Below are 23,969 nucleotides of genomic sequence, written 5' to 3'. Positions count from 1 at the left end.
TCACAGGGCTTCAGGGCGTTGAGTGTCGGCAGCAAAGTCGGTGAGTAGCTGCCCTGTTGCCACAGGGCGTTCGATCATGGGCAAGTGGTTGCAACCTTCAAGGGTGACAGCCTGCCCGCCACGATCATCGGGCAGACCGTTTTGCAGGGTCTCCAGGGCGGAGATATCGATCACCTTATCTTCGCGGCAGCCGATGCCAAGTACCGGCATGGTGAGCTGCGCCAGCCGAGGGTCCAGCGCGAGCCATTGGGACGGTGGACGGATCTGCGCCAGGGAGGACTCGATAAAGCTGCGCTGGCGCCGATTGTTTGCAATCGCACTCTCCACCTCCTGATCAGACATTTCGGGAGGATCGAGATAGACCAATCGGGCAGTGCGTTCGACGCCAGCACGGTCATCGTAGATAAACGGGTTGTCACCGGCATTCAACGCCCGGATGAAATCGTTTTCGACAAAGCTCAATCCCAGCGGGCTGATCAGCACCAGGCGCGCAATGCGCTCCGGCCTCTGGGCGGCGAACACTCCGGCAATGGCACCCCCCATGGAGTGGCCGACCAGATTGATTTCACGCAGGTCGAGCGCAAGCAGAAAATCATTGAGCCGTGCGGCTTGTGCATCAATGTCGTAATTTTCACCTGCAAGGCGCGTTGACTCACCCCAGCCGGGAAGGTCGGGAATGATCACATGAAAGCGTGCGCTGAGGTCCTCGCCCAGCGTGCGCCAGACCTCCTTGTTTGAAGAAAAACCATGTACAAGCAAGAGTACCGGACCGTTTTTTGCGCCCTCGTAGTACGACCAGGTCGTGTCACCTGCCAGGATCGACCTGGTCTTCAAGGGGAAGTCTGTCCGGGGAGTTGCCTGGGCGGCGCCCAGGACTGCGAGCGTGGTAGCGGCGACTATTGCGCTGAGCAAGCGGGTGAGTCGCTGGCATCGTGTCTGATGGCGAAGGGCATCCATGTCTTTGAGATCCTGATGACGGGTGAGCTGAGAAGCAAGAGGGAGGATTTGTAAGGGGGATGGGGTACGGCGGCAATGCTGGCACCTGAAAAATGTGCGACCTCGAATTTCAGATGCCGATGCAGGCAATCAGGCGGGTTCTTGGCCTGCCATGACCCACCGCAACCTTTGTAGGAGCTGCCGAAGGCTCGGGCCGCGTTCGGACGATCTTTTGATCTTCAGCGGTCTTGAAGCCGCCAGAAGCAAGATCAAAAGATCGTCCGAACGCGGCCCGAGCCTTCGGCAGCTCCTACATGGAAGGTGTGAACCTACAGAGATTATTTGGCCAGTGGCCAAAACCGCTCGCCACCGCCCGGGGCATCCGTCCACGCCTGCAACGAGCGCGTCGGCAAATCGAAGTAATCCCGCGTGCGCGCATAGCCATGCCCGCCCATGCGTCCGATCGCATCGAGCCCCAACTGATCGATGTACAGGGTTTTCGGGTCGATCAGTTCGTCACGCACATGCGCCATCAGCACTTCACCAAAGATGATCTCCCGGGATTGACCGATGGACAGCGCCATCATCCGCCGGCACTCCAGCGCCACCGGGGCTTCGCCGATGCGCGGGCATTTGACCGTGGTGCCGGGGATGGCGGTGAGGCCAGCGGCGGTCAGTTCGTCGAAGCCGGGGGCGAAGGGCACGGCACAGACGTTCATGGCCTCCACCAGCGCGTCACTGACGATGTTCACGGTGAACTCCTGGTTGAGCTGGATATTGCGGGTGGTGTCCTTGGGGCTTTGGTCGCCGTAGTTTTCCACGCCAAGGGCGAGGATCGGCGGATCGGCCGACAGCGCATTGAAAAAGCTGAACGGCGCCGCGTTGATCCGGCCTTCGCCGTCGACGGTGGTGACCAGGGCAATCGGTCGTGGCACGACGCTGCCGATCAGAATCTTGTATTTGTCCCGTGGGCTCAGTGTGCTGAAGTCAAAGCTTTGCATAGGCAGAATTCCCTAAAGGAGAGGCTCGATCGCGCTCAGTGGCGTCTGTGCGCTGTAGTCGTCGGCGAACGGGATGGCCGGCTGGAACAGGCTTTTCCAGTCCGGTTGGCCGAAGGCCCGGTCGCTGTGGCTGCGCATCAGTTTTTCGAATTGACGTTGGGCCTGGCGTTGCAGGGCGGGGTAGTCGACGCCCTCGACCTGGCCGTCCTGCATCACGCAGCGGCCATCGATGTAGCTGGCGATGCAGTCGTCGCCGCGACCGGCCAGTACAAGATTTTTCAGTGGGTCGAACAAAGGCCCCAGGTGCATTCCGCTCAGATTGAACACGCTGATGTCGGCCTTGCAGCCTGGCGCCAGTCGTCCGAGATCATCACGTTCCAGTGCTTTGGCGCCGCCAAGGGTCGCAGCGTTGTACATATCCAGCGTGCTGGTCAGTGAGTTGCCGCCCTCCATCAGTCGGGCGATGTTCAGGCCCTGGCGCATGTTGTCGAGCAAGTCCGCCGGCCAGGTGTCGGTACCGAGGGCGAAGTTGACGCCCTTGGCGCGATAGCGGCCAAACGAGTTCAAGGCCTCGCCGTCCCGGGCAAACACCACGGGGCAATGCACCAGGCTCGCGCCGCCATCCACCACACGTTGCAGGTCGTCATCACCCTGGGTGTAGATACCGTGGGGCAGCAGGCTGCGTGGAGTCAGTAGCCCAAGCTGCTGCAACCAACCCAGCGGCGAGGTGCCGCGCAGTTGCTCGACCATCGCCACTTCACCGAGGCCCTGGCAGCAGTGCAAACGCATCGGTGCGTTCAGTTCCCGGCTCATCGCGGCGGTGCGTTGCAGCAGCGCCGGGGTGCAGGTCTGGATGCGATCGGGCAACAGTGCACCACGAATCAGGCCGTTGTTCGCACCGTCGAAATCCCGGAAAAACCGTTCGGCGGCATCGAGGCCGGCCATGCCCCGGGCTTCGTCCCAGTGGTGCGCCAGGCTGCCATCGGCGCGCCAGTAACTCATGCCGCTCATGTAGCAGGGCCCCAGGTAAGTGCGCAGTCCCAACTCGGCCGCCACGCCGGCGACCGCCGCAAACTCGTCGTAGGTCTCGGCCCACTCGCGGTAATACATCGAGGTGATCGGCATGGCCGTGGTGATGCCGTTGCGGATCAGTTGCGTGAAGGCGTAGCGGTATTTGAAGACTTCTTCTTCGGGGCTGTAACTTTCCCGCGATCCGCGCGCCAGATACTGCGCCGACCACATCCGGCCCATGTCACGCTCGTCGCCGTTGTCCAGGGTCAGTACTGTGGAGTCGAGATCGCCAAGGGCATCCAGATCGATGAAGCCGGGGCCGATCAGCGCGTTGCCGTAATCGATCCACTGATCCACCGGGCCCGGATAACCGCGCCCGACAAACTCGATGCGCGAGCCTTCGAACACCACTTCGCCGTCGCGCCACAGCACATGCTGCGTGCCGTCGAAGCCGACCACGCAACTGGCCCGCAAGCCGATGCGCTTCACAGACGGCTTTCCAGCAAACGACCGCCCTCAGCGATCAAACGACCCGCGCGATAGACTTGCCGCGGCGGTCGCGAAACCACCGCTTCACCCAGCGTTTGCACGGGCATCAGCAGGAAGTCCGCCGGCTGGCCGATCTCCAGGCGATTGGCTGCGCAACCCAGCGCCAGGGCACCGTTGAAGGTCGCCGCCTCGAACGCCGCCGCCAGTTCTTCGTCCTTGTTCAAATCGAAGCGGAACGCCAGTAGCATCGCCCGCTCCAGCATGTCGCCGTTGCCCATGGGCGACCAGGCATCACGAATGCCGTCCGAGCCCAAACATACATTTACGCCGGTTTCGCGCAGGGCCAGGAACGGTGGCACTGCGCAATCGGCCGGGGCCGAACTCATCAGCGAAATACCCAGTGTCGCCAGGCGCTCGGCCACCGGTTTGACCTGGCTCCATGGCAGCATGCCGAGACAGTAGGCATGGCTGATCATCACCCGGCCTTGGCGGCCGAAGCGCTCGGTGTAGTCGGCAATGAGCGCGATCTGCCACAGGCCCAGCTCGCCCTTGTCGTGCAGGTGAATGTCGACGCCACGGTCAAATTCGCTGGCCAGCTTGAAGACGAAATCCAGTTGGGCAATCGGGTCGTTGTCGATGCCGCACGGGTCCAGGCCACCGACGTTCTCCACGCCCAGGGCCATGGCTTCGCGCATCAGTTCGGCGGTGCCGGGGCGGCTGATCAGCCCGGTTTGCGGGAACACCACCAGTTGCAGGTCGATCAGGTCGCGGTATTGTTCGCGCAGTTGCTGCATGGCCTCGACATGCCGCAGGCCGAACTCCGGGTCGATGTCGACGTGGCAACGCATGGTCAGCGAGCCGCGGGCGATGCAGTTTTCCAGCAGGGCCCCGGCCCGTTGCGCAATCGGTGTGGTGACTTCACGCAGGATGCGTCGTTCGTTGGCGATGTAGTCCTTGAGGGTCGGGCCGGCGCTGTTGGGGCGCCAGGGCTGGCCCCAGAGGGTTTTGTCCAGGTGGACGTGGCTTTCCACCAGGGCGGGGGTGAGCAACTGGTTCTGGCCGTCGATGTCGGTGGCGGACAGGGCCTCGTTCGAAGCCGGACGGTGTTGGGTGAACCGGCCGTTTTCGATCAGCAGGTCTTCGGCGGGGGAGCCGTAGGGGCGCACGTTGCGTAGCCAGCGGGGTTGATTCATTGCAAACCTCAAGTTGTATGTTGTCAGGGCCGGCCTCTTCGCGAGCAAGCCCGCTCCCACAGGGGAATGCATTTCAAATGTGGGAGCGGGCTTGCTCGCGAAGGCGGCGACTCGGTTTCGGATCAGCCCTTGAGCTTCGCCCAAATGCGGTCCTGCAGCTCCCGCGCCTTGTTGCTGCATTCCTTTTCCGGACGCAGGCGCGAGGCGAATTCGTCGGGCATGTTGATGGCATCCATCACCCGCCATTTGGCGTCGATCAGCTTGTCGCTCTGGATGCCGTTGGCGTAGGCGATGGCGTTGGACACGGCGGCGGCGTTTTCCGGTTTCATCATCCAGTCGATGAAAATCTTCGCGTTGCCGGGGTGTGGCGCGCTCTTCGGCACGGCGAAATTGTCCTGGAACATCGCCAGTCCTTCCTTCGGGTACACGTACTTGATGGTGCTCTTCTGCAGGGTGGCGCGGGCAGTGGAGCCGTTCCAGTTCTGCATCATGATCACTTCACCGGAGGCCATGCGGTCGACGGTGTTGTCGGAGCTATACATCTTCAGGAAGGGTTTCTGTTTTTGCAGCAGTTCGAGGATGCGCTTGGCGTCCTGCGGGTTTTCGCTGCACTCGTCGACATTCAGGTAGTGGCTGGCGGCGTTGATCACGCTGCTGGAGGTGTCGAGGGCGGCGAGCTGGCCTTGCAGCTCCTTGCGCGGCTCGAAGAACTCTTTCCACGAGTCGTCGAGCTTGCCGCCGGGCACCCGGGCGCTGTCATAGGAGAACCCGGTGGTGCCCCACAGGTACGGTGCCGAGAACTTGCGGCCCGGGTCGAAGCTCGGGTCGCGGAACGCCGGCTTGACGTACTGGAAGTTGGGCAGGGCCGAGGCGTCGATTTCCAGCAGCAGGTCCTGGTTGATCAGGGTGCGCATGATCGATTGCGACGGCACGATCACGTCGTACGCCGCGCCGCCGGCCTGCAGTTTTGCCAGCAGGGTTTCGTTGCTGTCGTAGCCGTCCATGGTGACCTTGATGCCGGTCTCCTTTTCGAACTTGGCCAGCAGGTCGACCGGGTAGTAATCGGTCCAGTTGTAGAAGAACAGCTCCTTGGGCTCGGCAGCCTGGGCGCTGGACGCAGCGAACGCGGTGAAGCAACTCAAGGCCAGACCGGCAACGGCGAAACTGGCAGCAGCAAAACGGGGGCTTTTCACTTTCTTGCTCATAAAGAAGTCTCCAGGCTCATTGTTGTTTGCCGCGCTGTCCCAGCCAGAAGGCCAGCACTACCAGCACGATGGATATCACCAGCATCAGGGTCGAAATCGCATTGATCTCCGGCGTCACGCCGGCCTTGATCGCCGAGAAGATGTACACCGGCAAGGTGGTCGAACCGGGACCTGCGACGAAGAAGGTCATGATGAAATCGTCGAGGCTGACCACGAACGCCAGCACCGAACCGGACAGCACCGCCGGCCACAGCAGCGGCAAGGTCACCCGACGAAACACCTGCCAGGGGTTGGCGTACAGGTCGTTCGCCGCTTCCAGCAGGCTCTTGTCCAGGTCATTGAGCCGCGCACGGATCGGCAGATAGGCAAAGGGGATGCAAAAGCCGATGTGGGCGACGATCACCGTCAGCAGGCCGAGCTTGATTCCTAGCGCCATGAACAGCAGCAGGGTGGCCACGGCTGTGACGATTTCCGGCAGGATCAGCGGCAGGTTGATCCCGCCTTCGACCATTTTCTGTCCGTAGAACGGCCGGTACGTCGCCAGCGCCGCGAGCAGGGCAATCGCCGTGGCGCAGACCGTCGCGATGCTGGCGACGATGATCGAGTTCAATGCCGCGGTCTGGATCGACGGGTTCGCCAGGATGCGTCCGTACCAGGCGAACGAGAACTCGGTCCACACCGTCGCCGAACGGTTGGCGTTAAAGCTGTAGGCGATCAGCACGAAAATCGGCAGGTACAGATAGGCCAACATCAACAGGCTGACTTCACGGGTCAGCGGCAGCTTCTTCAGGTGCAGGGCAATCATGCTTGGGCTCCTGGGCGTTGGGTCTTGGCGGCGTTGCGGCTATAGAGGGCGTAGAGCACCAGGGACAGCAACATGATCCCCAGCAGCAGGAACGACAGCGAACTGCCCAGCGGCCAGTTGCGCGCGGTGCCGAACTGCTGCTGGATCAGGTTGCCGATCATCAGCGTCTTGCCACCACCGAGGATCGCCGGGGTAATGAAGGCACCCAGGCTCGGCACGAACACCAGCAAGGCACCGGCAATCACCCCCGGCATCGACAGCGGCAAAATGATCCGCCGCAACGCATGCCAGCGATTGGCGCCCAGGTCGTAGGCGGCTTCCACCAGGCGCCAGTCGAGTTTCTCCAGGGTCGAGTAGATCGGCAGGATCATGAACGGCAGGAAGCTGTAGACCAGGCCGACGCTGACCGCGAAGTCGTTGTAGAGCAGGGTGATGCCGCCGGCCTGGGGGAACAGCGCGTTGAGGCTCTGGGCGACCCAGCCGTGTTCGCGCAGGATGATCAGCCAGGCATAGTTGCGAATCAGCAGGTTGGTCCAGAACGGGATGGTGATCAGCAACACCATCAGGTTGCGTCGGCGCGGCGTCAGGCTCGACATCCACAACGCCACCGGGAAGCCGAACAGGAAGCACAGGACCGTGGTGCCCCCGGCCTGGAACACCGAGCGCAACAACGCCTGGGCGTAGACCCAGTTCAGTTCCAGCTCGCCGTCGAAACCTTCCTGGAAGAACAGCTGCACATAACTTTGCAATTGCCAGTTGGCCTGCCAGTCGACGCCGCCATAGACGTTGCGCGGCAACAGGCTGATGTAGCCCATGATGCCCAGCGGAATGGCGATCAGGGCCAGCAGGGTCAGGACGACCGGGCTGAGCAACAGCGCGCGGTTGAGGGCCGGGGAAGTGCTGCTGACGCTCATCTCAGGCCTCCATCAACAGGCAGGCGTGGGGCGGCAGGTTGACCGCGACGCGATCGCCCACCACCCGCCCGTGGCTCAGGCCTTCGTTGTTCTCGCGCAACATGACCTTGATGTCGTTGTTCAAGCGGCACTGATAGAGCGTGGCCGTGCCGACGTACAGCACGGCCTCGATCACGCCGCGCAGGTGATGGGGCTGCGACGGTTCGACCAGTTGCGAACGCTCGGGACGGAACGCCAGTTGCACTTTGCTGCCGTCAAAGCCCTGGGCCGGGCAGGGGATTTCCACGGGCATGCCGTTGGGCACGAAGAGCTTTTCGTTCTGTTGGCCGCGCTTGAGGTGCCCGGGGAGGAAGTTGATGTCGCCGATGAATTGCGCGACGAACTGGTGCTGCGGACGCTCGTAGATCTCGTTGGGCGTGCCGATTTGCAGGATCTTGCCGGCGGACATCACGGCGATGCGATCGGACAGAGTCAGCGCTTCTTCCTGATCGTGGGTGACGAAAATGAAGGTGATCCCGGCCTCTTTTTGCACGCGCTTGAGTTCGACCTGCATTTCCTTGCGCAGCTTGAGGTCGAGCGCCGACAGCGGCTCGTCGAGCAACAGCACTTTCGGTTTCGGCGCCAGGGCCCGGGCCAGAGCCACCCGTTGCTGTTGGCCGCCGGACAGTTCGGCCGGTTTGCGTTTGGCCAGGTGCTGCATTTGCACCAGCGCGAGCATTTCCTCGACCCGCTGCGGGATCAGTTTGCGATCAAGGCCCTGCATCTCGAGGCCGAAGGCGATATTCTGCGCAACACTCATGTGCGGAAACAGCGCGTAACTCTGGAACACCGTGTTGACCCGACGCTTGAACGGCGGCAAGTCATTGACCGGCTCGCCTGCGAGGCGGATCTCACCGTCGCTGACGTGCTCGAAGCCGGCAATGGTGCGCAGCAGGGTGGTCTTGCCACAGCCCGAGGGGCCGAGCAGGGTGAAGAATTCGTTGTCGGCGATGTCGACAGAAACATTGTCCAGGGCTGGCGCCAGCCCGGGGTCGTCGGAATATCGCTTTGAGACGTTTCGCACTTCAATTGCAACTGGATGACCCATAATGGTGCATTCCTCTAATTATTGTATGCAAAATCTGGATGCAATTTAGAAATACCCGGATTAATCTGCTCGTGCAAGCCCCTTTTTCAAAGGCTGATCATTCGCCAGGGTTGTTTGCACAGGGCGCAAGGAGTTGATGAATGACGGAAAAGAAACTGGAAACCACGGTCGACCGCGTCTACCAAGGGGTTTACGAGGCGATCAGCAAGCGTTCGTTGCGTCCGGGGATGAAGCTGGGCGAAGCCTCGCTGGCCGAGCTGTTCAACGTAAGCCGTACGTCTGTGCGGGCCGCGCTCAAGCAGTTGGAGGCCGATGGCTTGGTCACCACCGAGCCCAATAAGGGGGCATCGGTGTCATTGCCCAGTGACGAGGAGATCCGCTCGCTGTTCGAAACCCGGCGTCTGGTCGAGATCGGTATCGTCAGTGAACTGTGCCGTCGCCGTGATACGGCGGTGACCCAGGACCTGCGCGATCACCTGCTGCTGGAAGATGAAGCGCATCAAAGCGGCGATCACGAACGGCTGATTCACCTGCTCGGCGAGTTCCACATCAAACTGGCCCGCAGCCTGAACAACCCGGTATTGCTCGACTGGTTCCAGAAGCTGATTTCCCGGGCCTCGCTGTATGCCGCTGCGCTCGATGACGACAGCCACGAAGCCTGTCGCGACGATGAACACCTGCGGTTGATCGAGTACATCGAAGCGGGCAACCAGAGCGCGGCCATCGAGCTGACCTGCATGCACTTGAATGGCATCGAGAAGGCGATTCTCGATGTCGCGGCGACCCTGAAAAGCAGTTACAACCCGCTCAAGCACCTGATTGAGGTGTAGCGTTTTACGCCGGTACTGTTCATGAACGGATCTTGTGGCGAGGGGGCTTGCCCCCGTTGGGCCGCGAAGCGGCCCCAAATCTGAAAACTCGGTCCCACAGGTACACCGTATTCACTGGCTTTACGCCGGCTTCGCCGCCGAACGGGGGCAAGCCCCCTCGCCACAAGGTTCTCTTCGGCCAAAAAAATGCCAGTGATAATCAGCTATACCTCTATGAAACGAATCGCGCCCGGAATGCTCGAAACAAACGGGTGCCATTTACCGGGATAGAGCCAGCCGATGCAGTTTCTAGCGGATAGCCACGGATGTGCCGGGTGGAGCGGCGAAATGGCCGGGCGCATTCGTGCGTTCGACTGGAGCCGGACCGAACTGGGCCCGCTCGACTCATGGTCCAGGAGCCTGACCAGCGCGGTGCAGCTGATGCTCGCCTCGCCGCTGCCAATGGTGATGCTCTGGGGCCAGTCCGGGTACATGATCTACAACGACGCTTATTCCAAGTTTGCCGGTGGGCGTCATCCGTACCTGCTCGGCTCCGCCGTGGAACTGGGTTGGCCAGAGGTCGCCGAATTCAATCGCCATGTGGTCGACACCTGCCTGGCGGGCGGCACCTTGTCCTTTCGCAACAAAGAACTGGTGCTGCTGCGCGACGGGGTTCCGGAAGATGTCTGGATGGACCTCTACTACAGCCCGGTAGCCGACGATGACGGACGCCCGGCCGGGGTCATGGCCATGGTGGTGGAAACCACGGAACGGGTGATCTCCGAACAACGGCGACAGGCGGCTGAAGACGCCTACCGCGCCGACAACGAACGGGTGCGCCTGGCGCTGAACGCCGGTGCATTGCTCGGCTCCTTTGTCTGGGACATCAAGGCCAACGTGCTGTCGGGCGATGAGCGTTTTGCCCGCACGTTTTCCTATCCCCCCGGGCAAGACCTGGAAAACCTGTCCCAGGAAACCGCAGAAAGCCGCATCCATCCGGATGACCGCAACTGGGTCCGGGAACGCGTCACGTTGTCGGTGGAGACGGGCGAGCCCTACAACGTCGAATACCGGATCCAGCGCCCCGACGGCAGTTACCTCTGGGTACTCGCCAGTGGCTGTTGCGAGTTCAATGAACAGGGCGAGGCGTTTCGTTTCCCCGGCGTGCTGATCGACATCCACGAACGCAAGACCGCCGAAGAGTCCTTGCTCAAGTTCACCCGCAACCTGGAGCAGCGGGTGGCCGATGAGGTCGAAGCGCGGCTGGCGGCGGAAGATCAATTGCGCCAGTCACAGAAGCTGGAAGCCATCGGCGGCCTCACGGGCGGTGTGGCCCATGACTTTAATAACCTGTTGCAAGTGATCGCCGGCAACCTGCATTTGCTGGCGCGCCATGAGCGGGGTAACGCCAATGTGCAGCGCCGGGTCTCGGCGTCGATTGCCGCCGTCGAGCGCGGTGCCAAGCTGTCCTCGCAATTGCTGGCGTTCGCCCGCCGCCAACCCTTGTCGCCCGCGGTCTTCACATTGCGGCAGATTTTCGATGGCCTGGCGGAGTTGTTGCTGCGTGCCCTGGGTGAAACCCTTCAGGTTCACATGACGGCACCCGAGGATTCGTGGAATGTGTTTGTTGATCGCAACCAACTGGAAAACGCCATTCTCAATCTGGCGATCAATGCCCGTGACGCCCTTCAAGGCGAGGGCAGGATTGACCTGTGCGCGGAAAACATCGTCCTCGATAGCAAGTTTTGCGTCGGTAGGGGCATTGCCCCGGGGGACTATGTGCGGGTGTCCGTGAGCGATACCGGCGTCGGCATGCCGCCGCAGGTGCTGGCCCAGGCGTTCGAGCCGTTCTTCACCACCAAGGCCGACGGGCAGGGCACCGGCTTGGGCTTGAGCATGGTGTTCGGCTTCGTCAAGCAGAGTGGCGGTCATATCGAAATCGCCAGTGACGTGGGGCGGGGGACCCGGGTGCAGTTGTACTTTCCGCGTACCCTGCGCGCGGTATCCAGTGAAAGGCCGGGGCCCGATATGCCGCAACGGGGCGGGCACGAACGCATCCTGGTGGTCGAGGACAATGAGGCCGTGAGAGTGTCGGCGGTGGAGTTGTTGGGCGAGGAGGGTTATCAAGTCCTCACGGCCGCCAACGCAGACGTCGCCATGCAAATGTTGCTGGATGGGGTGACGGTGGACCTGATATTCACCGACGTGGTCATGCCCGGCCTGATCAAGAGTTCGGACCTGGCGGCCTGGGCGAAGGTGCAGGAACCGCCGGTGGCGGTGCTGTTCACTTCGGGGCATACCCGCGACATCATCTCGCGCAATCACCAGCTTAGTCCGGATACCCATTTGCTCAGCAAACCCTACAGTCCTGAAGCGTTGACGCAAATGGTGCGGACAGTTCTTGGCGGCTGACACAAGTCCCTGTGGGCGAGCTAACGCTCGGCCTGTAGGAGCTGCCGAAGGCTGCGATCTTTTGATCTTGATCTTGCGCCCCCTTCGACATTGTCAAAAATCAAAATCAAAAGATCGCAGCCTGCGGCAGCTCCTACAGGGAAACACTCTTCCATCAGTACCATGGATGACGCAGTTATTTGCTCGGATGGGCGGCCTGGAGTTTTTTCGCCATTTTCAGGTGTTTTTCCAGCGTCGGCAGCATTTCTTGCGCAAAGCCCTTGAGCTCGGTGGCGCCTTTGACCCGGTCGTCCGTCACCGTATTGGCTTCCTTCTTGAACAGGTCGATGGTTTCTTCATGGGCCTTGACCTGGTTGTCGGCATAGGCCGCGTCGAAGGATTCGTCGCGCATGTCGAGAATTTTTTCCTTGGCTTGCTTGGTCAGCGTCGTGCTGTCCGGCACTTCGATGTCGAATTTTTTCGCCAGGGCGGCCAGGTCATGGTTGGCCTTGGAATGATCGGTAATCATCATCTTGGCGAATTTCTTGATGTCGGCCGATGCACTTTTTTCCAGGGCCAGCCGGCTGGTCTCGACTTCGGCGATGCCGCCGGCGGCCGCTTTGTCGACAAAGTCATTGGACGTGGCAGCCAGGGCACTGCCCATGCAGCTGCTCATAGCGATAACCAGGGCCAGGTGACGCACGTTGAGTCTGTCCATTGGTGATTCTCCACACAGGTTTCCAAAGGTGATCGAGTGATCGTTAACCGGTGGAGGCGACGGCGCAGACAAAGGTTTTATCGCATTTGCGACAGGACGACGAACGGGCACCGCTGGTCTGACAGGTGGTCGACAGAATGGGCCAACCGAGGCCATTCTGATAGTTGGTGAACGCAATCAGTCGGCGTTTGCTACCGATTAACAAACGGAGGTGTTCCATGCCGGTGCCCCATGACCTTTTTCAGGATCTGAGTTGCACAAAGGAAGAAATCCAGCAGAAACGCACCAAGGATCCGTTACTGGATTCACTGATCAACAAGTATTCCCAGGCTGATGCCGATGTGGTGAAAGCGGAGCAAGCCAAATCCAGCGATGATGCGGTGACGAAGCTCAAGGCGAAGCGCTTGGAGGTCAAGGACAAGATCGTCAAACAACTCCAGTTGCGGTCCTGATCCAGCGTGCCTGCCACCGACGATCGGTGACTGGAAAGTTGGAACGGCCACCAGAACCGGCACCTCGAATGCTCAGAGACCGATATTACGGCTCTCAACGAGGTGCCTCATGACCCAGCCCGAATACCCCAGTGAACTGAACGCTGTCCCCTGTGGGAGCGGGCTTGCTCGCGAATGCGGTGTGTCATTCAACATTTATATCGACTGACACTATGCCTTCGCGAGCAAGCCCGCTCCCACAGGGGATTTAAGGTGAGTTCAGACAGGTGCACTGCTCATTGCAACGCCTTGCTCAAAGGCAGCCGCGCCATGTTCTGCGCCTTCAGTGAACCGAAATACAACCAGTCCCCATACTCGCGCACCGTGGTGATCGGTGAGTAGTTGTCGCTGCTGCCGTCCTGCAGGTTGGCGATCACCTTGCCTTCAAGGTCCAGGCCCAGGGCAAACCCGCGCTTTTCCACGGGTTTGGGCAGGACAGTCATGGCTCGCACGATCATCTTGCGTACGAACGGATGCGCAGCCGTGCCATCGAGCAGGGCGTTTCGGGGGGCATACAGCGCTACCCAGAACCGGTCGTGACCATTGAACGACAGGTTGTCCGGCAGGCCCGGCAGGTTGTCGATGAACAGGTCCTGGGTGCCGGCCTTGGGGCCGCTGAGCCAATAGCGGCTGATGCGGTAGGCGCCGGTTTCATTGACCAGCACGTAGGCGTCGTCCGGTCCCAGGGCCACGCCGTTGGCAAACTCCAGCTTGTCCAGCACAACCGACGTTTTGCCGGTCTGGAAGTCGTAGCGCAGCAATCGACCGTCACCACCGTGTTCGAGCACGGCCTCTCCGTCGTGGCCATAACCGAAGCGGCTCGAAGCGTCGCTGAAATAAGCGTAGTGACCGGGTTTGTCGATGACCACATCATCGGTAAATCCGAAGGGAACGCCGCCAGCCTCTGTGGTCAAGGCCACCAGTCGACCCTGGGCGTCGAGAGACAACAAACCTTTGACGGCATCGGCGATCACCAGCAGACCATTGGGATGCCGGGCCAGGCCCAGTGGCCGGCCACCGGTGTCGGCCAGGACTTTGGTGGTCATGCCATCCAGGCTGGTGCGGATCAGGCGCCCGTCGTGCAGGCCGGTGATGAGCGTGTCGTTTTCCAGCAGCAGGGCTTCCGGCCCGTCGATGTCGGCGGCACCGACGCGCTCCATGCCTTTTAGGCGCTGATTGTCGGCGTAGATGCCGCTGGAGAGGGATGGCGCGGGTTGTGGCGTCCAGGCCACCGGTCGCACCTTGGTCGGCATCAGCAGCAGGAAGGCGCCGATGACGACAAGGACCAGCAGCAGGCATTTGAGGATTCTGCTCACGCGTTGACTCCGGTTGCCACCAGGTATTTCTGCGCCATCTCGCGCAATGCTTGCATCGACGCTGCCGATTCCCGGTCGATTCGCCGCTTGAGCAACAAGCGGTTGGCAATCCGCATCGCCAGACCGCTGAATCGGTATTCCAGGGTGCGGACGAAACGTGTGTCCTGGCCCTCGGCTTGGCATTCGTAAGTCACCACCAGCGACAGGCCATGGTCACCCTGGGCACGTGCGCTCCAGCGCTGGCCGGGCAGGTAGTGCGCCACCTCCCAGCTCAAGTGTCCTTCACGGCCGCCGGCACGGATGTCTTCCTCGAAACGTGTGCCGGCCTGCAATGGACCTTTTGGCCCGTCGATATGCAGCGACGACGGGTGCCATTGCGGCCAAAGGGTCACGGTGCTGGCGTAGGCCAATACATCGATCGGGTGTCCGGCAATGACAATCTGATGCTGCATGCGGGTCATGGGCGTTCTCGTCGGGTTGAGCGGCGCAGGTTCCGGCTCCCAATAGAGGGTGCCGAACAGGTAGTCCATCAGCGGGAAAACGATGTTGAAATTGCGCTCCTGCATCCGTTCGCGGCGGTGGTGCAGTTCGTGCAGCCGGCGCATCTGGCGGATCCACGGCAGCCGTGTGAGCGGATTGTGCGACGGCAGATGTTCACAGGCATGAAACACTTCATAAGCCAGGTAGCCGAGGACAAGAGCGCCGCCGACCAGTCCGGCGACGTTGCTATCGAAGTGCTTGAGCAGCCACCAGATGGGCAGGGCCACGGCGAGGGTGTGCAGTACGATCAGCCAGGCCGGAAACAGGATCACCCGCCAGTCGCGGGCGCTGTCGTAGGTCATGTGGCCAGGGGTGAAAAAACTGTGGTGGTCGCCGGCGTGACGGGCATAAAACAGCCGGGCGAAGCGCTTTTTATGATGCCCCAGGTGGCGATGCACCACGTACACGCCGAGGTTGAACGCTAGCAGCGTGACGGGTACCGCAAGCCATTGCGCCGGCTGTACCTGATGCACGTTGCTCCAGAAAGCGCAGATTGCCAGCGCCCCGAACAACAGGACAAAAGCGCCGTGCAGCCAAGGGTTGTAGAGCGGATGAATGGCGGCGCGGTAACGGCTGCGGAATCCTTCGGTGGTCTGCCTCACTGCAATCACCTGTGGTTATTGTTATCTCCTGCAGATTAGTCGATTCCGCTGTTTTGGCGGGGTGAACCTTGAGGACACAACGGCCATGATCCGGTGCAAACCGGTCTCACGTCAGCGGGTCCCAGCGTTGCGACCAGTCTTCGTCGGAATCAATCACCTCGCGCAGCAGGTCGAAGGCGCGTTGCAGCGTCGGCGAGTCACGATCGCGGGAGTAGACCAGATAGGTCGGGTAGCTGAATTCCGGAGCCTTGGGCACCCGTTCCAGGGCGCCGCTATCGAGATAGCTCTGCACGACACGGGTGCGGAAGTAACCACTGCCGCCGTTTTCGAGAAGGTACTGCAAGCCCAATGGACCAAGATTGAAACTCAGCGCAGCCTTGGCTTTTTCCGGCAGGGCGGCATCGTGCTGGCGCCGGAATTCGGCGCCCCAATCGATGTACACATAAGGATCGGGCCTGTCGGCCAGGCGCACGAGAATCAGTTTTTCTTCGAGCACCTGCTCGACCTGCAAACGCGGCCAATACTCGGGCTGATACACCAGCGCAGCATCCAGAACGCCCAACTCCAGTTGACGCAGGAGGTTTTCGCCGTCATGGATTTCCATGCGCAGGGCGTGGCTGGGGATGTGCTTGCGGATTGCGCCGGCCCAGCCGAGCATCAGCGGGTTGCACAGGCTCACCTCGCCACCGATGTGCAGCACATCGCGATAACCCTCGGGCAATGGCAGATCACGCCGTGCGGCTTCCCAGGTTTGCACCAGTTGATTGGCGTACACCACGAACGCTTCACCGTTGGGCGTCAGGCGAGCACCGGCACGGTTGCGCACGAACAGGGTACTGCCCAGTTGGCTCTCGAGCTTCTGCACCCGTGCGGTGATCGCGGTCTGGGTGACATAGAGCTTTTGCGCGGCGGCAGCCAGGCTGCCATGGCGGACGATTTCGAGGAAAGTGCGGGCGAGGTCGATGTCCATGGGGCGGCCTGTGTGGGGAGTTCGGGCATTGTAAGTTCACTCACTCCCTTCGGATACTCAAGCCAGGTCGCTTCCATGATTGCCCTGCCAGTGCACGGACGACACATTCTCCGGCAGTCAGTTTTAACTCCGTGATAGATCGGGTAGATTCCCCCGCTCGATCCGACAGACAAGGACAGCTACCCAGTGTTATTTCTTAATGACAGTAACCCAAAAGGCCTCTTGATCGCGGTGCTGATAGCCGTCGGCCTGGCCGGGACTCCTGTGCGCGCTATCTCAGCCAGCAACCTGCCTGACACCATCATGATGACGAGTCGCGCGACAGGGGCGAGCGGGCCCATGTTCGATGCCACGAAATGGTTCCGCAGTGGCATGTACGTGCCTCAGGAACTCGATGGCAAGGTGAATCCCTACATCATGACTCGCAGCAAGCCCTTTGTTTTCAAGGCCAAGGACAACGAGTTTCTGATCCAGGCAGCCATTGAGGCGTTGGAGGATGTTCAGCCCGAAGTAAACACCAGTCCCGTCTGGAATGCCTGGCCAGTACTGACCCGGCGTGTGCGTTACGACTACAGCGTCTTCAGCGCCCCGGACAAACCGTCGGATATTTACAACCTTTATCTTCAGGTGAGCTATCGCCGGTTTGTCATCGGTGTTCAGCTTGATGGAGACGATGGCAACCTTGCTTTTGACGGTGAAGTGGTGGAAGTGGACAACACAAACGAAGAGCACGAAGGGTACATCAAAGTCTTCGAAGAAATGGATGACGCCGGTACTCGTTGAGCCTTGAAACGACGAATCCCGCCACGAGGGGCGGGATTCGATTGCAGCCTTGCACGCTCCCGAAGATCGGGAGCCAGGTGCTTAGGACGGGAACAGCTCGGACAGTTTCATGGCCAGCATCATGTCGCCTTCAGCGCGCAGTTTGCCGCCCATGAACGCTTGCATGCCGTCGGTTTCGCCGCTGACGATGCCTTCCAGGGTTTCGCCGTCCATCACCAGAGTCACCTGGGCGTCCGGGTTCTCGCCTTCCTGCAGCTCGCAAGTCTGGTCTTTGACGATCAGCGAGAAGTTCTTGGTGTCGTCGATGCGGAAACCGAAGACCAGGTCCAGACCGGCAGCAGCGGCTGGGTTGAACTTGGCTTTCATTGCTTGTACGGCGTCTGCTACGGAGGTCATGGTTCGATCCTTTCTTGGGTAATAAGAGCTGGGTGATTACAGCCAGGGTCACAATAGTCCGGACTCAGCGAAACGTGATGAGTTCCGGGGCCTTCAACAGTTGCAGGTGCGCATGACTGTTGAAGGAAGCCAGCGACACCTCGCGACCACGAAACTTCAGCTGGTTGAGCGAGGTGTTGACGATTTGCCAGTTCAATTCAAAGGCCTGCCGGGCAGGGATTTGCGTAATCAGGTGGAGCAGGGCGGTGATGGTGCCGCCGGAGGTGAACACGGCGATTTTCTGGGTGTTGTCGGCCTGGTCGAGGATCCGATGCAAGCCGGCCCGCACCCGCTCGACAAACCCCAGCCAGCTTTCCAGGCCCGGTGTGTCGTAGGTACCGGCGAGCCAGCGTTCGATGATCAGGGCGAAGATGCGCTGGAACTCGCCACGGTTTTGCGCGGCGTTGCGCAAGATGTTCAGCGCTTCGGGTTCGTCCGGCAACATGGCCGGCAATAGCGCGCGGATCACCGCGTCGGCATCGAATTCGTTGAAGGCGGAGTCGGTTTCCAGCAGCGGCACCGGCAGACCCACCGCGGCGAACTGCTCCAGCGCGCTGTTGGCCGTGTGCTGCTGGCGGCGCAGATCCCCTGCCAGGCAGCGGTCGAAGCTGATCCCGAGTTCGGCCAGGTGCCGGCCAAGGATTTCCGCCTGACGGATGCCGGTCGGCGACAGGACGTCGTAGTCGTCTGCACCGAAGGAGGCCTGGCCATGTCGAATCAAATAGATACTGCCCACGTCCGCGTCATCCCGGTACGTTGAAGGTTTGGCGAGGTTATGAGGATGACGGTGAGCTGTCAATGAAAAAACATACGCTTGTTTGAAATGCTTGTTACAGGCCCGTTGCCAGAGGTTTCACGGCTGGTCGCAAGGTCGGCGCATGGGTATGCTGGAGGTATCCCGCGCGCGTTCAAGCCGCGCATCGTTTGAGGAGTCCCCGTGGAGTTTTTTTCCGAGTACGCCATTTTTCTGGCCAAGACCGTGACCCTGGTGATCGCCATTTTGGTGGTCCTGGCCAGTTTTGCGGCCCTGCGCAGCAAGGGGCGGCGCAAGTCGTCCGGCCAGTTGCAGGTCAGCAAGCTCAATGATTTCTACAAAGGGCTGCGCGAACGCCTGGAGCAAACCTTGCTCGACAAGGACCAGCTCAAGGCCTTGCGCAAGACCCAGGCCAAGACCGACAAGAAGCAGAAGAAAAAAACCGAGGTCAAACCCCGGGTGTTCGTGCTCGATTTCAACGGCGATATCAAGGCTTCGGCCACCGAGAGCCTGCGCCACGAAATCACGGCCTTGCTGACCCTCGCCACACCCAAGGACGAAGTGGTCCTGCGCCTGGAAAGCGGCGGCGGCATGGTTCACAGCTACGGCCTGGCCTCCTCGCAACTGGCGCGTATCCGCGAAGCCGGCGTGCCCCTGACCGTGTGCATCGACAAGGTCGCGGCCAGTGGTGGCTACATGATGGCGTGCATCGGCCAGAAAATCATCAGCGCACCGTTCGCGATCCTCGGCTCGATTGGCGTGGTGGCGCAGTTGCCCAACGTCAATCGCCTGCTGAAAAAGCACGACATCGACTTCGAAGTGCTGACCGCCGGTGAATACAAACGTACCTTGACCGTGTTTGGCGAAAACACCGAGAAAGGCCGGGAGAAGTTCCAGCAAGACCTGGACATCACCCATCAACTGTTCAAGAACTTCGTGTCGCGCTACCGCCCGCAGCTGGCGATCGATGAAGTGGCCACCGGCGAAATCTGGCTGGGCGTCGCGGCGCTGGACAAGCACCTGGTCGACGAGCTCAAGACCAGCGATGAATACCTCGCCGAGCGCGCCAGCAAGTCCGAGCTCTATCACTTGCATTACGCCGAACGCAAAAGCCTGCCGGAGCGCATCGGCATGGCCGCCACCGGCTCGGTCGATCGTGTGCTGTTGAGTTGGTGGAGCCGTTTGACCCAGCAACGTTTCTGGTAACGGGCCAGAAAATATTGCAAAACATCCAGCAGGGGCATTTGCCCCGGTTGGGGGGGGCATTGGTTCGGAAGGCACGTCAATTTCAGCGTGGGCACGAACCCTGTAGGAGCTGCCGCAGGCTGCGATTTTTTGATCTTGAAAGACAACATCAAAAGATCGCAGCCTGCGGCAGCTCCTACAGGGTTCGTGCCGTTTCAGAACAGCTCGCTGAACTGGATTAACGCGGCGCACTGGAGTCCATCGCCGGCAAGCCGGCTCCAAGTTCCCGGGAATCTTTTTTTTGCCTGCGAACGCTTGCCCGATGTCCTCCACGGCACGGCGAAATCTCTGTAGTCGGCAGGTGACCGTTCCTGCTGTCGGCAACGCGGCGGCTGGTTATGTTGGTGTTCCAGAAATAGTTGCCATGGAATGCACATGAATGACCTTCAGACACCGCTAAACCCCCAGCCGGCACCTCTGCGCGAAACACTGCAGTCTGTGGTGAGCGCGGCTTTACCGCAGTCTCCCGAGCAGTTCGGTGCGCAGTTGATCAAGGAGAAATGGGGGCAAGACATAGACCCGCAAACCGCGCTGTTGGTCACCCTGGATTACCGCTACCGCGGACACCCGCCACAGGACGGCATCGAGCAGGGGCAGGTGGCAAGCACCCAAACCCTGGTCCAGGCGTTGCTGGAGAATTATCAGACCGTCGGCGACGGGCGCTTCGCCGAAAGCGCGTTTGGCTTGTACACACCACCCGATGTTGGCCCGTCCATTCGCATCGTGGAGCATGTCGATGAGTTCGCCGACCACGGCAATGGCAACCACCATACCTACGAAGGCATCTATCGCCAGACCACGCCCCAGGAGTATGGACCGGCAACGCAAATTGCCCTCAGGCCGGCGGCGTTCAAACAGTGGGTGTGGGAGCTGGATTTGCAAACCCGCTACCAGTCTTACCTTGATCGCACCTGGCCCTCTGACAAGCGAATCGTCCAGACGCAGCCTTACGACCTGAGAACCTCGGCCAAGGCCGCCTTTATCATGAGCGCCTGCCTGCAACATCAGGAGGGCAGTTTGAGTCAGGAAGGCCTGGCCCTGGCCATGCAGGCCGCCGGCTTGCCAGCGGGGCAGGCGTGGAGTGCGTTGACCCTCGATCAGCTCCAGGCGCCGACTCGTGTCAGCGCGCCGATCGAGGCCGGTCGGCTGACGATCTATCGCTACACCTCGGACGATATCTGGTGTTATCGCCACCGTCACAGCGGCCGGATCCTGCTGAATATCCCGGGCAACTCCTCACCCTTGCATGAATTCACCAACTGGCGACACCTGCGCCAATGGATCGTGGCCCAGGGCCGGGTGCAGGCCACACGCCAGGCGCTGCTCGCGCATTTTGCCGAGAGCGATCGGGAAGACGGCACCTTCCATGCGGGCGTGTCGACCGCATTGGAGGGCATGGCGGTTTACCCGAACGAACACTGGCTGAAAAGGAACGCCGGGCTCTTCAACGACGACGGTTTCTGGGACCCGCAGGATTACATCGATCTTGAGCGAGCTCACTCCGACACCGATCCGTTCGCGCAACTGGTGCTGACCATGAAGCAGGCCTCGATGGCCAGCGTCAAAACCATCCGTGACGATGCCCAGGTCAATCGCGACAACTTGAGCGCGGTGGTGGAACCGCTGGTGCGCTGGATCAACCGGTTGGGGCCATTGGCATTGTTCATTCCGGGAGGCGAGGGTGTCCTGGTGCTGGCCGGCCTGATCGACGCCGGTTATGGCCTCGATCAGGCCATCAACGGCAAGACACCGGAGCAGCGCTCCGAGGGAGTGACGCGCAGCGTGTTCGGCTTGCTCAATGCGCTCCCGCTGGTCGGGGCCGTGGTGGCACTCAAGAGCGAAGAAAAAATCGCAGGAATTCTGCACGAGCCCGGAGACCCCGCGAGTGAGCCGCATCCCGGTACGCTGGCCAAGCCCGTAGCCGGATCGATTCCGGCGCCGGTGTCGACCCGCGTAGCGCTGTTGCGTGAGGTGTGCGCACCCCATGCTGCCTTCAGTGATGAGGTACTGGGGCAGATCGCCCGGGTCAGCACGGTCGACGACGATATGCTGCGCCTGATGCAGGCGGGGCGCCCGCCAACGCCGTTGCTGGCCGATACCATCACACGCTTCAAGCTCGATCAGGAACTCGAAGCCGTCGCCGATGCGCAAGCACGGGCCGGACTGTTCAACACCCGCTATCAGGCGCTCCAGCACTCGGAGCAGGAATGGGTTCGCCTGTTTCAGCGCGAATACCCCGGATTGCCGAAAAGCGCCGTGGAGCAAATCCTCGACCGTTCGGGAGTCGACATCCATCGGCCCTTCGACGCTGACGAGGCGCTGCAATTGCTCAAGCGACTGGACAACAAATCGCGAGACTACCAACAGCATGTACGACTCAACCGGGCCTATGAAGGCTTGTACTTGCGTTCGGTCCAGTACCCCGACACCGATGTCCTGGCACTGCACTCCCTGCAGCGCCTGCCCGACTGGCCGCAAGGCCTGCGCATCGAGGTACTCGACGGGGCAATCAGCGGCCGTGTCCTCGACCGCTGCGGTCCGCTCGACTCCACGGATTGCCGGCGTTTGATCAAGGTCGGCGAGCGCTATCGATACACCGCGGTGGCGGTTACCGACGGTGAGGGTTCGGATCTGTTTACCGCGCTGGTCGACCTCTTGTCCGTGGAGGAACGTACGGCGATGTCGCTTCACGCGCCGGATGCTGCCAGCGCGTTGCGGTTGCGCATTGGCGGTCATGCCTTGGCCCGTTCCGAATTGATACTCGGCTTGAATCGAATGGATTCGCGGTTGCCTTTCGAAGCCGGGGGATTGCGCGGTGGCGGCTTCCCGAACACGCCACAGGCCGCAGAGCTGTCCCATGGAGTCATGCGTCTGCAGGTCAAGGATCTGTATCCGGATTTCACCGATGCCCAGGCGGATGAATTGCTGTTTGAGGCGGGTGCCGGGGCTCAGGCACTGGTGGATCGCCTGATTGCGCAGATGCAGCAGCTGCATGCCGACCTGCGCCAGTGGATCGACCAGTCCGTGCTGGATGCCGATGACATGGACATCGATTTTCTGTCCGTTGGCGATGATGAAGCAGAGGGAATGACCTTGGGGCAGGTGGCGGCGCACAATGTCCAACTGCTGCAAACCGTGATCGATTTCGAGCGTGAAACTCGGACCGAGCTGGGCGATGAACTGATGAGCATCTGGCAAAAATGCCCGCCCCGGATCAATAGAGTGATGTCGGGTGAGGCGGTCTCCGGGTACAGGCTGGACCTGGCTTTCGAGGACTACCATCGGTTGCCGACGATGAACGTACGCTTCAATGAGGTCGTCGAGTTATCGATGCGAAGCCTGCACCTGATCGAACGCGAGAGCCTGAGCGCCTTTCTCGAAAGCTTTCCGAATCTGCGTTCCCTGAGCTTGGAGCGTGTCGACCTGCGTCGACTCAACGCAAACGGCGTACTGGAAGGTGTGTTGCCTCCACCGATTCGGCAAATGACCCGTCTCACTACGCTGAACCTGAGCGCCACTTTGCTGCAGTTTCAGGAGAACACGGCTGCACAGTTGGGTGATCTGGTGAGCCTGCAAGAGCTGGACCTGAGTGACAACCCTCTGACCGTCCCGCCCGTTGTCCTGGGGCTCAAGGAGTTACGTGTATTGAACCTGAGAAACACCGGGATCAGCCGTTGCCCGGTGGGCATCGCCGATCAGCCGTACCTCACCTCGCTCGACTTGCGAGGCAACCGGATCAGCCGGGTTCCCCAATCGATACTGAATCAGGCGGTCTCCCGGGACCGGGTGAAACTGTGGGGTAATCCGCTGACGGATGAAGATACCTTGCTGCGCCTGGTCGATCATCGCGAGCGTACCGGTATCAATCTGTGGCTGAGCGAACCGGGTGCCGATTACGGCAGTGCGACGCCCTGGCTGGAGGAAGGCGATGAAAGCGCGCGCGAGGCGCGGCAACAGATCTGGCAACGACTGTCCGTCAAGCCATCGGGCAGTACGTTGCTGCGGGTCATGGATGGATTGCGCCTGACGGCGGATTTCCAGGTCGGCTATCGATCGCTGCAGGCGCGTGTGTGGCGCTTGCTGCACGAAGCGGATACGTCAGAAGAGTTGTGGGGCTGGTTGCGTCAGAGTGTCGAAACCCGGGTTGGCGATGCGGAAAATCCGTTCAGGATATTCGTGGTGCTGGAAGATCGAGTCCGGTTATACCGTGACTGGGTGGCCATGGGGCGACCGATTCCGCTGGTGGAACATCCGGTGTTCTAGCGTCAAGGATA

At 60.9% G+C, this 23,969-nt stretch carries 21 protein-coding genes; 6 read left to right on the top strand and 15 right to left on the bottom strand.

The window, feature by feature from the left end; translation table 11 throughout:
- The 8 genes from KW846_RS07870 to KW846_RS07835 form a co-directional block, all read right to left on the bottom strand.
- Positions 1-957, bottom strand: a complete 957-nt coding sequence (locus KW846_RS07870; RefSeq protein WP_218481857.1) for an alpha/beta fold hydrolase — start codon at positions 955-957, stop codon at positions 1-3.
- A gap of 317 nt (positions 958-1,274) precedes the next feature.
- A complete protein-coding gene (locus tag KW846_RS07865) occupies positions 1,275-1,937 on the bottom strand; it encodes a flavin reductase family protein (protein ID WP_007973324.1) in 663 nt (220 codons plus the stop codon).
- 12 nt (positions 1,938-1,949) lie between these two features.
- Positions 1,950-3,437 (bottom strand): amidohydrolase family protein, encoded by a 1,488-nt coding sequence (locus tag KW846_RS07860; RefSeq protein WP_218481856.1) that lies wholly within the window; start codon positions 3,435-3,437, stop codon positions 1,950-1,952.
- Entirely contained in the window at positions 3,434-4,630 is a 1,197-nt protein-coding gene (locus KW846_RS07855) for an amidohydrolase family protein (protein WP_218481855.1), read from the bottom strand. Before KW846_RS07855 ends, KW846_RS07860 begins: the two co-directional genes overlap by 4 nt.
- A 122-nt stretch (positions 4,631-4,752) precedes the next feature.
- Positions 4,753-5,835, bottom strand: a complete 1,083-nt coding sequence (locus tag KW846_RS07850; RefSeq protein WP_102674048.1) for an extracellular solute-binding protein — start codon at positions 5,833-5,835, stop codon at positions 4,753-4,755.
- Positions 5,836-5,851: 16 nt separating this feature from the next.
- Positions 5,852-6,640: an ABC transporter permease gene (locus KW846_RS07845; protein WP_007995935.1), complete on the bottom strand. Its 789-nt coding sequence runs from the start codon at positions 6,638-6,640 to the stop codon at positions 5,852-5,854.
- On the bottom strand, positions 6,637-7,554 hold the full coding sequence (locus tag KW846_RS07840) for an ABC transporter permease (protein WP_007973317.1): 918 nt from the start codon (positions 7,552-7,554) through the stop codon (positions 6,637-6,639). The genes KW846_RS07845 and KW846_RS07840 overlap by 4 nt, the downstream gene beginning before the upstream one ends.
- A gap of 1 nt (position 7,555) precedes the next feature.
- The gene (locus KW846_RS07835) at positions 7,556-8,641 is read right to left on the bottom strand and encodes an ABC transporter ATP-binding protein (RefSeq protein WP_104448379.1); all 1,086 of its coding nucleotides are present in this window, start codon (positions 8,639-8,641) and stop codon (positions 7,556-7,558) included.
- A gap of 140 nt (positions 8,642-8,781) precedes the next feature.
- On the opposite strand from KW846_RS07835, the gene KW846_RS07830 reads away from it, so the two are divergent.
- On the top strand, positions 8,782-9,471 hold the full coding sequence (locus tag KW846_RS07830) for a GntR family transcriptional regulator (protein ID WP_007973313.1): 690 nt from the start codon (positions 8,782-8,784) through the stop codon (positions 9,469-9,471).
- Between the two features lie 279 nt (positions 9,472-9,750).
- Positions 9,751-11,862 carry a PAS domain-containing sensor histidine kinase gene (locus KW846_RS07825; protein WP_218481854.1) on the top strand — a complete coding sequence of 704 codons (2,112 nt, stop codon included), beginning with the start codon at positions 9,751-9,753 and terminating at the stop codon, positions 11,860-11,862.
- A 175-nt stretch (positions 11,863-12,037) separates the two neighbouring features.
- Here the strand turns inward: KW846_RS07825 and KW846_RS07820 are convergent, their stop codons facing one another.
- Both KW846_RS07820 and KW846_RS07815 read right to left on the bottom strand, forming a co-directional pair.
- On the bottom strand, positions 12,038-12,559 hold the full coding sequence (locus tag KW846_RS07820; protein ID WP_218481853.1) for a DUF4142 domain-containing protein: 522 nt from the start codon (positions 12,557-12,559) through the stop codon (positions 12,038-12,040).
- Positions 12,560-12,602: 43 nt separating this feature from the next.
- Positions 12,603-12,779, bottom strand: a complete 177-nt coding sequence (locus KW846_RS07815; RefSeq protein ID WP_165824763.1) for a hypothetical protein — start codon at positions 12,777-12,779, stop codon at positions 12,603-12,605.
- On the opposite strand from KW846_RS07815, the gene KW846_RS07810 reads away from it, so the two are divergent.
- Positions 12,778-13,011: a DUF465 domain-containing protein gene (locus KW846_RS07810; protein WP_116580630.1), complete on the top strand. Its 234-nt coding sequence runs from the start codon at positions 12,778-12,780 to the stop codon at positions 13,009-13,011. The two genes, KW846_RS07815 and KW846_RS07810, sit on opposite strands and share 2 nt — an antisense overlap.
- Positions 13,012-13,286: 275 nt before the next feature.
- Here the strand turns inward: KW846_RS07810 and KW846_RS07805 are convergent, their stop codons facing one another.
- The 3 genes from KW846_RS07805 to KW846_RS07795 all read right to left on the bottom strand — a co-directional run bounded on the left by KW846_RS07805 (position 13,287) and on the right by KW846_RS07795 (position 16,478).
- Positions 13,287-14,366 carry an SMP-30/gluconolactonase/LRE family protein gene (locus tag KW846_RS07805; protein WP_218481852.1) on the bottom strand — a complete coding sequence of 360 codons (1,080 nt, stop codon included), beginning with the start codon at positions 14,364-14,366 and terminating at the stop codon, positions 13,287-13,289.
- A complete protein-coding gene (locus KW846_RS07800) occupies positions 14,363-15,508 on the bottom strand; it encodes an SRPBCC family protein (RefSeq protein ID WP_218481851.1) in 1,146 nt (381 codons plus the stop codon). The genes KW846_RS07805 and KW846_RS07800 overlap by 4 nt, the downstream gene beginning before the upstream one ends.
- A gap of 106 nt (positions 15,509-15,614) precedes the next feature.
- On the bottom strand, positions 15,615-16,478 hold the full coding sequence (locus KW846_RS07795; RefSeq protein ID WP_218481850.1) for a LysR family transcriptional regulator: 864 nt from the start codon (positions 16,476-16,478) through the stop codon (positions 15,615-15,617).
- Between the two features lie 186 nt (positions 16,479-16,664).
- Here KW846_RS07795 and KW846_RS07790 point away from each other — a divergent pair, with 186 nt between their 5' ends.
- Positions 16,665-17,261 (top strand): hypothetical protein, encoded by a 597-nt coding sequence (locus KW846_RS07790; protein ID WP_218481849.1) that lies wholly within the window; start codon positions 16,665-16,667, stop codon positions 17,259-17,261.
- 81 nt (positions 17,262-17,342) lie between these two features.
- On the opposite strand, the gene KW846_RS07785 is transcribed toward KW846_RS07790, so the two are convergent.
- On the bottom strand, positions 17,343-17,657 hold the full coding sequence (locus tag KW846_RS07785) for an SCP2 sterol-binding domain-containing protein (RefSeq protein ID WP_007987439.1): 315 nt from the start codon (positions 17,655-17,657) through the stop codon (positions 17,343-17,345).
- A gap of 64 nt (positions 17,658-17,721) precedes the next feature.
- On the bottom strand, positions 17,722-18,432 hold the full coding sequence (locus tag KW846_RS07780; RefSeq protein WP_007976509.1) for a histidine phosphatase family protein: 711 nt from the start codon (positions 18,430-18,432) through the stop codon (positions 17,722-17,724).
- A 201-nt stretch (positions 18,433-18,633) separates the two neighbouring features.
- Here KW846_RS07780 and sohB point away from each other — a divergent pair, with 201 nt between their 5' ends.
- Both sohB and KW846_RS07770 read left to right on the top strand, forming a co-directional pair.
- Entirely contained in the window at positions 18,634-19,656 is a 1,023-nt protein-coding gene (gene sohB / locus KW846_RS07775; protein ID WP_218481848.1) for a protease SohB, read from the top strand.
- A 414-nt stretch (positions 19,657-20,070) separates the two neighbouring features.
- Entirely contained in the window at positions 20,071-23,958 is a 3,888-nt protein-coding gene (locus KW846_RS07770) for a dermonecrotic toxin domain-containing protein (protein WP_218481847.1), read from the top strand.
- Positions 23,959-23,969: the final 11 nt, after the last annotated feature.

It is taken from the genome of Pseudomonas sp. PDM32, from assembly GCF_019219225.1.
GTDB classification, from domain to species: domain Bacteria; phylum Pseudomonadota; class Gammaproteobacteria; order Pseudomonadales; family Pseudomonadaceae; genus Aquipseudomonas; species Aquipseudomonas laurylsulfatiphila.
Note: the sequence above shows the minus strand (reverse complement) of the source record. Positions and strands in the feature narration are given on the sequence as shown.

What these genes read in the sequence shown, in the direction of transcription:
- KW846_RS07870 (WP_218481857.1), bottom strand. Translation starts at nt 957, where the DNA reads ATGGATGCCCTTCGCCATCAGACACGATGCCAGCGACTCACCCGCTTG.
- KW846_RS07865 (WP_007973324.1), bottom strand. Translation starts at nt 1,937, where the DNA reads ATGCAAAGCTTTGACTTCAGCACACTGAGCCCACGGGACAAATACAAG.
- KW846_RS07855 (WP_218481855.1), bottom strand. Translation starts at nt 4,630, where the DNA reads ATGAATCAACCCCGCTGGCTACGCAACGTGCGCCCCTACGGCTCCCCC.
- KW846_RS07850 (WP_102674048.1), bottom strand. Translation starts at nt 5,835, where the DNA reads ATGAGCAAGAAAGTGAAAAGCCCCCGTTTTGCTGCTGCCAGTTTCGCC.
- KW846_RS07845 (WP_007995935.1), bottom strand. Translation starts at nt 6,640, where the DNA reads ATGATTGCCCTGCACCTGAAGAAGCTGCCGCTGACCCGTGAAGTCAGC.
- KW846_RS07840 (WP_007973317.1), bottom strand. Translation starts at nt 7,554, where the DNA reads ATGAGCGTCAGCAGCACTTCCCCGGCCCTCAACCGCGCGCTGTTGCTC.
- KW846_RS07835 (WP_104448379.1), bottom strand. Translation starts at nt 8,641, where the DNA reads ATGGGTCATCCAGTTGCAATTGAAGTGCGAAACGTCTCAAAGCGATAT.
- KW846_RS07830 (WP_007973313.1), top strand. Translation starts at nt 8,782, where the DNA reads ATGACGGAAAAGAAACTGGAAACCACGGTCGACCGCGTCTACCAAGGG.
- KW846_RS07825 (WP_218481854.1), top strand. Translation starts at nt 9,751, where the DNA reads ATGCAGTTTCTAGCGGATAGCCACGGATGTGCCGGGTGGAGCGGCGAA.
- KW846_RS07820 (WP_218481853.1), bottom strand. Translation starts at nt 12,559, where the DNA reads ATGGACAGACTCAACGTGCGTCACCTGGCCCTGGTTATCGCTATGAGC.
- KW846_RS07810 (WP_116580630.1), top strand. Translation starts at nt 12,778, where the DNA reads ATGCCGGTGCCCCATGACCTTTTTCAGGATCTGAGTTGCACAAAGGAA.
- KW846_RS07815 (WP_165824763.1), bottom strand. Translation starts at nt 12,779, where the DNA reads ATGGAACACCTCCGTTTGTTAATCGGTAGCAAACGCCGACTGATTGCG.
- KW846_RS07795 (WP_218481850.1), bottom strand. Translation starts at nt 16,478, where the DNA reads ATGGACATCGACCTCGCCCGCACTTTCCTCGAAATCGTCCGCCATGGC.
- KW846_RS07785 (WP_007987439.1), bottom strand. Translation starts at nt 17,657, where the DNA reads ATGACCTCCGTAGCAGACGCCGTACAAGCAATGAAAGCCAAGTTCAAC.
- KW846_RS07770 (WP_218481847.1), top strand. Translation starts at nt 20,071, where the DNA reads ATGAATGACCTTCAGACACCGCTAAACCCCCAGCCGGCACCTCTGCGC.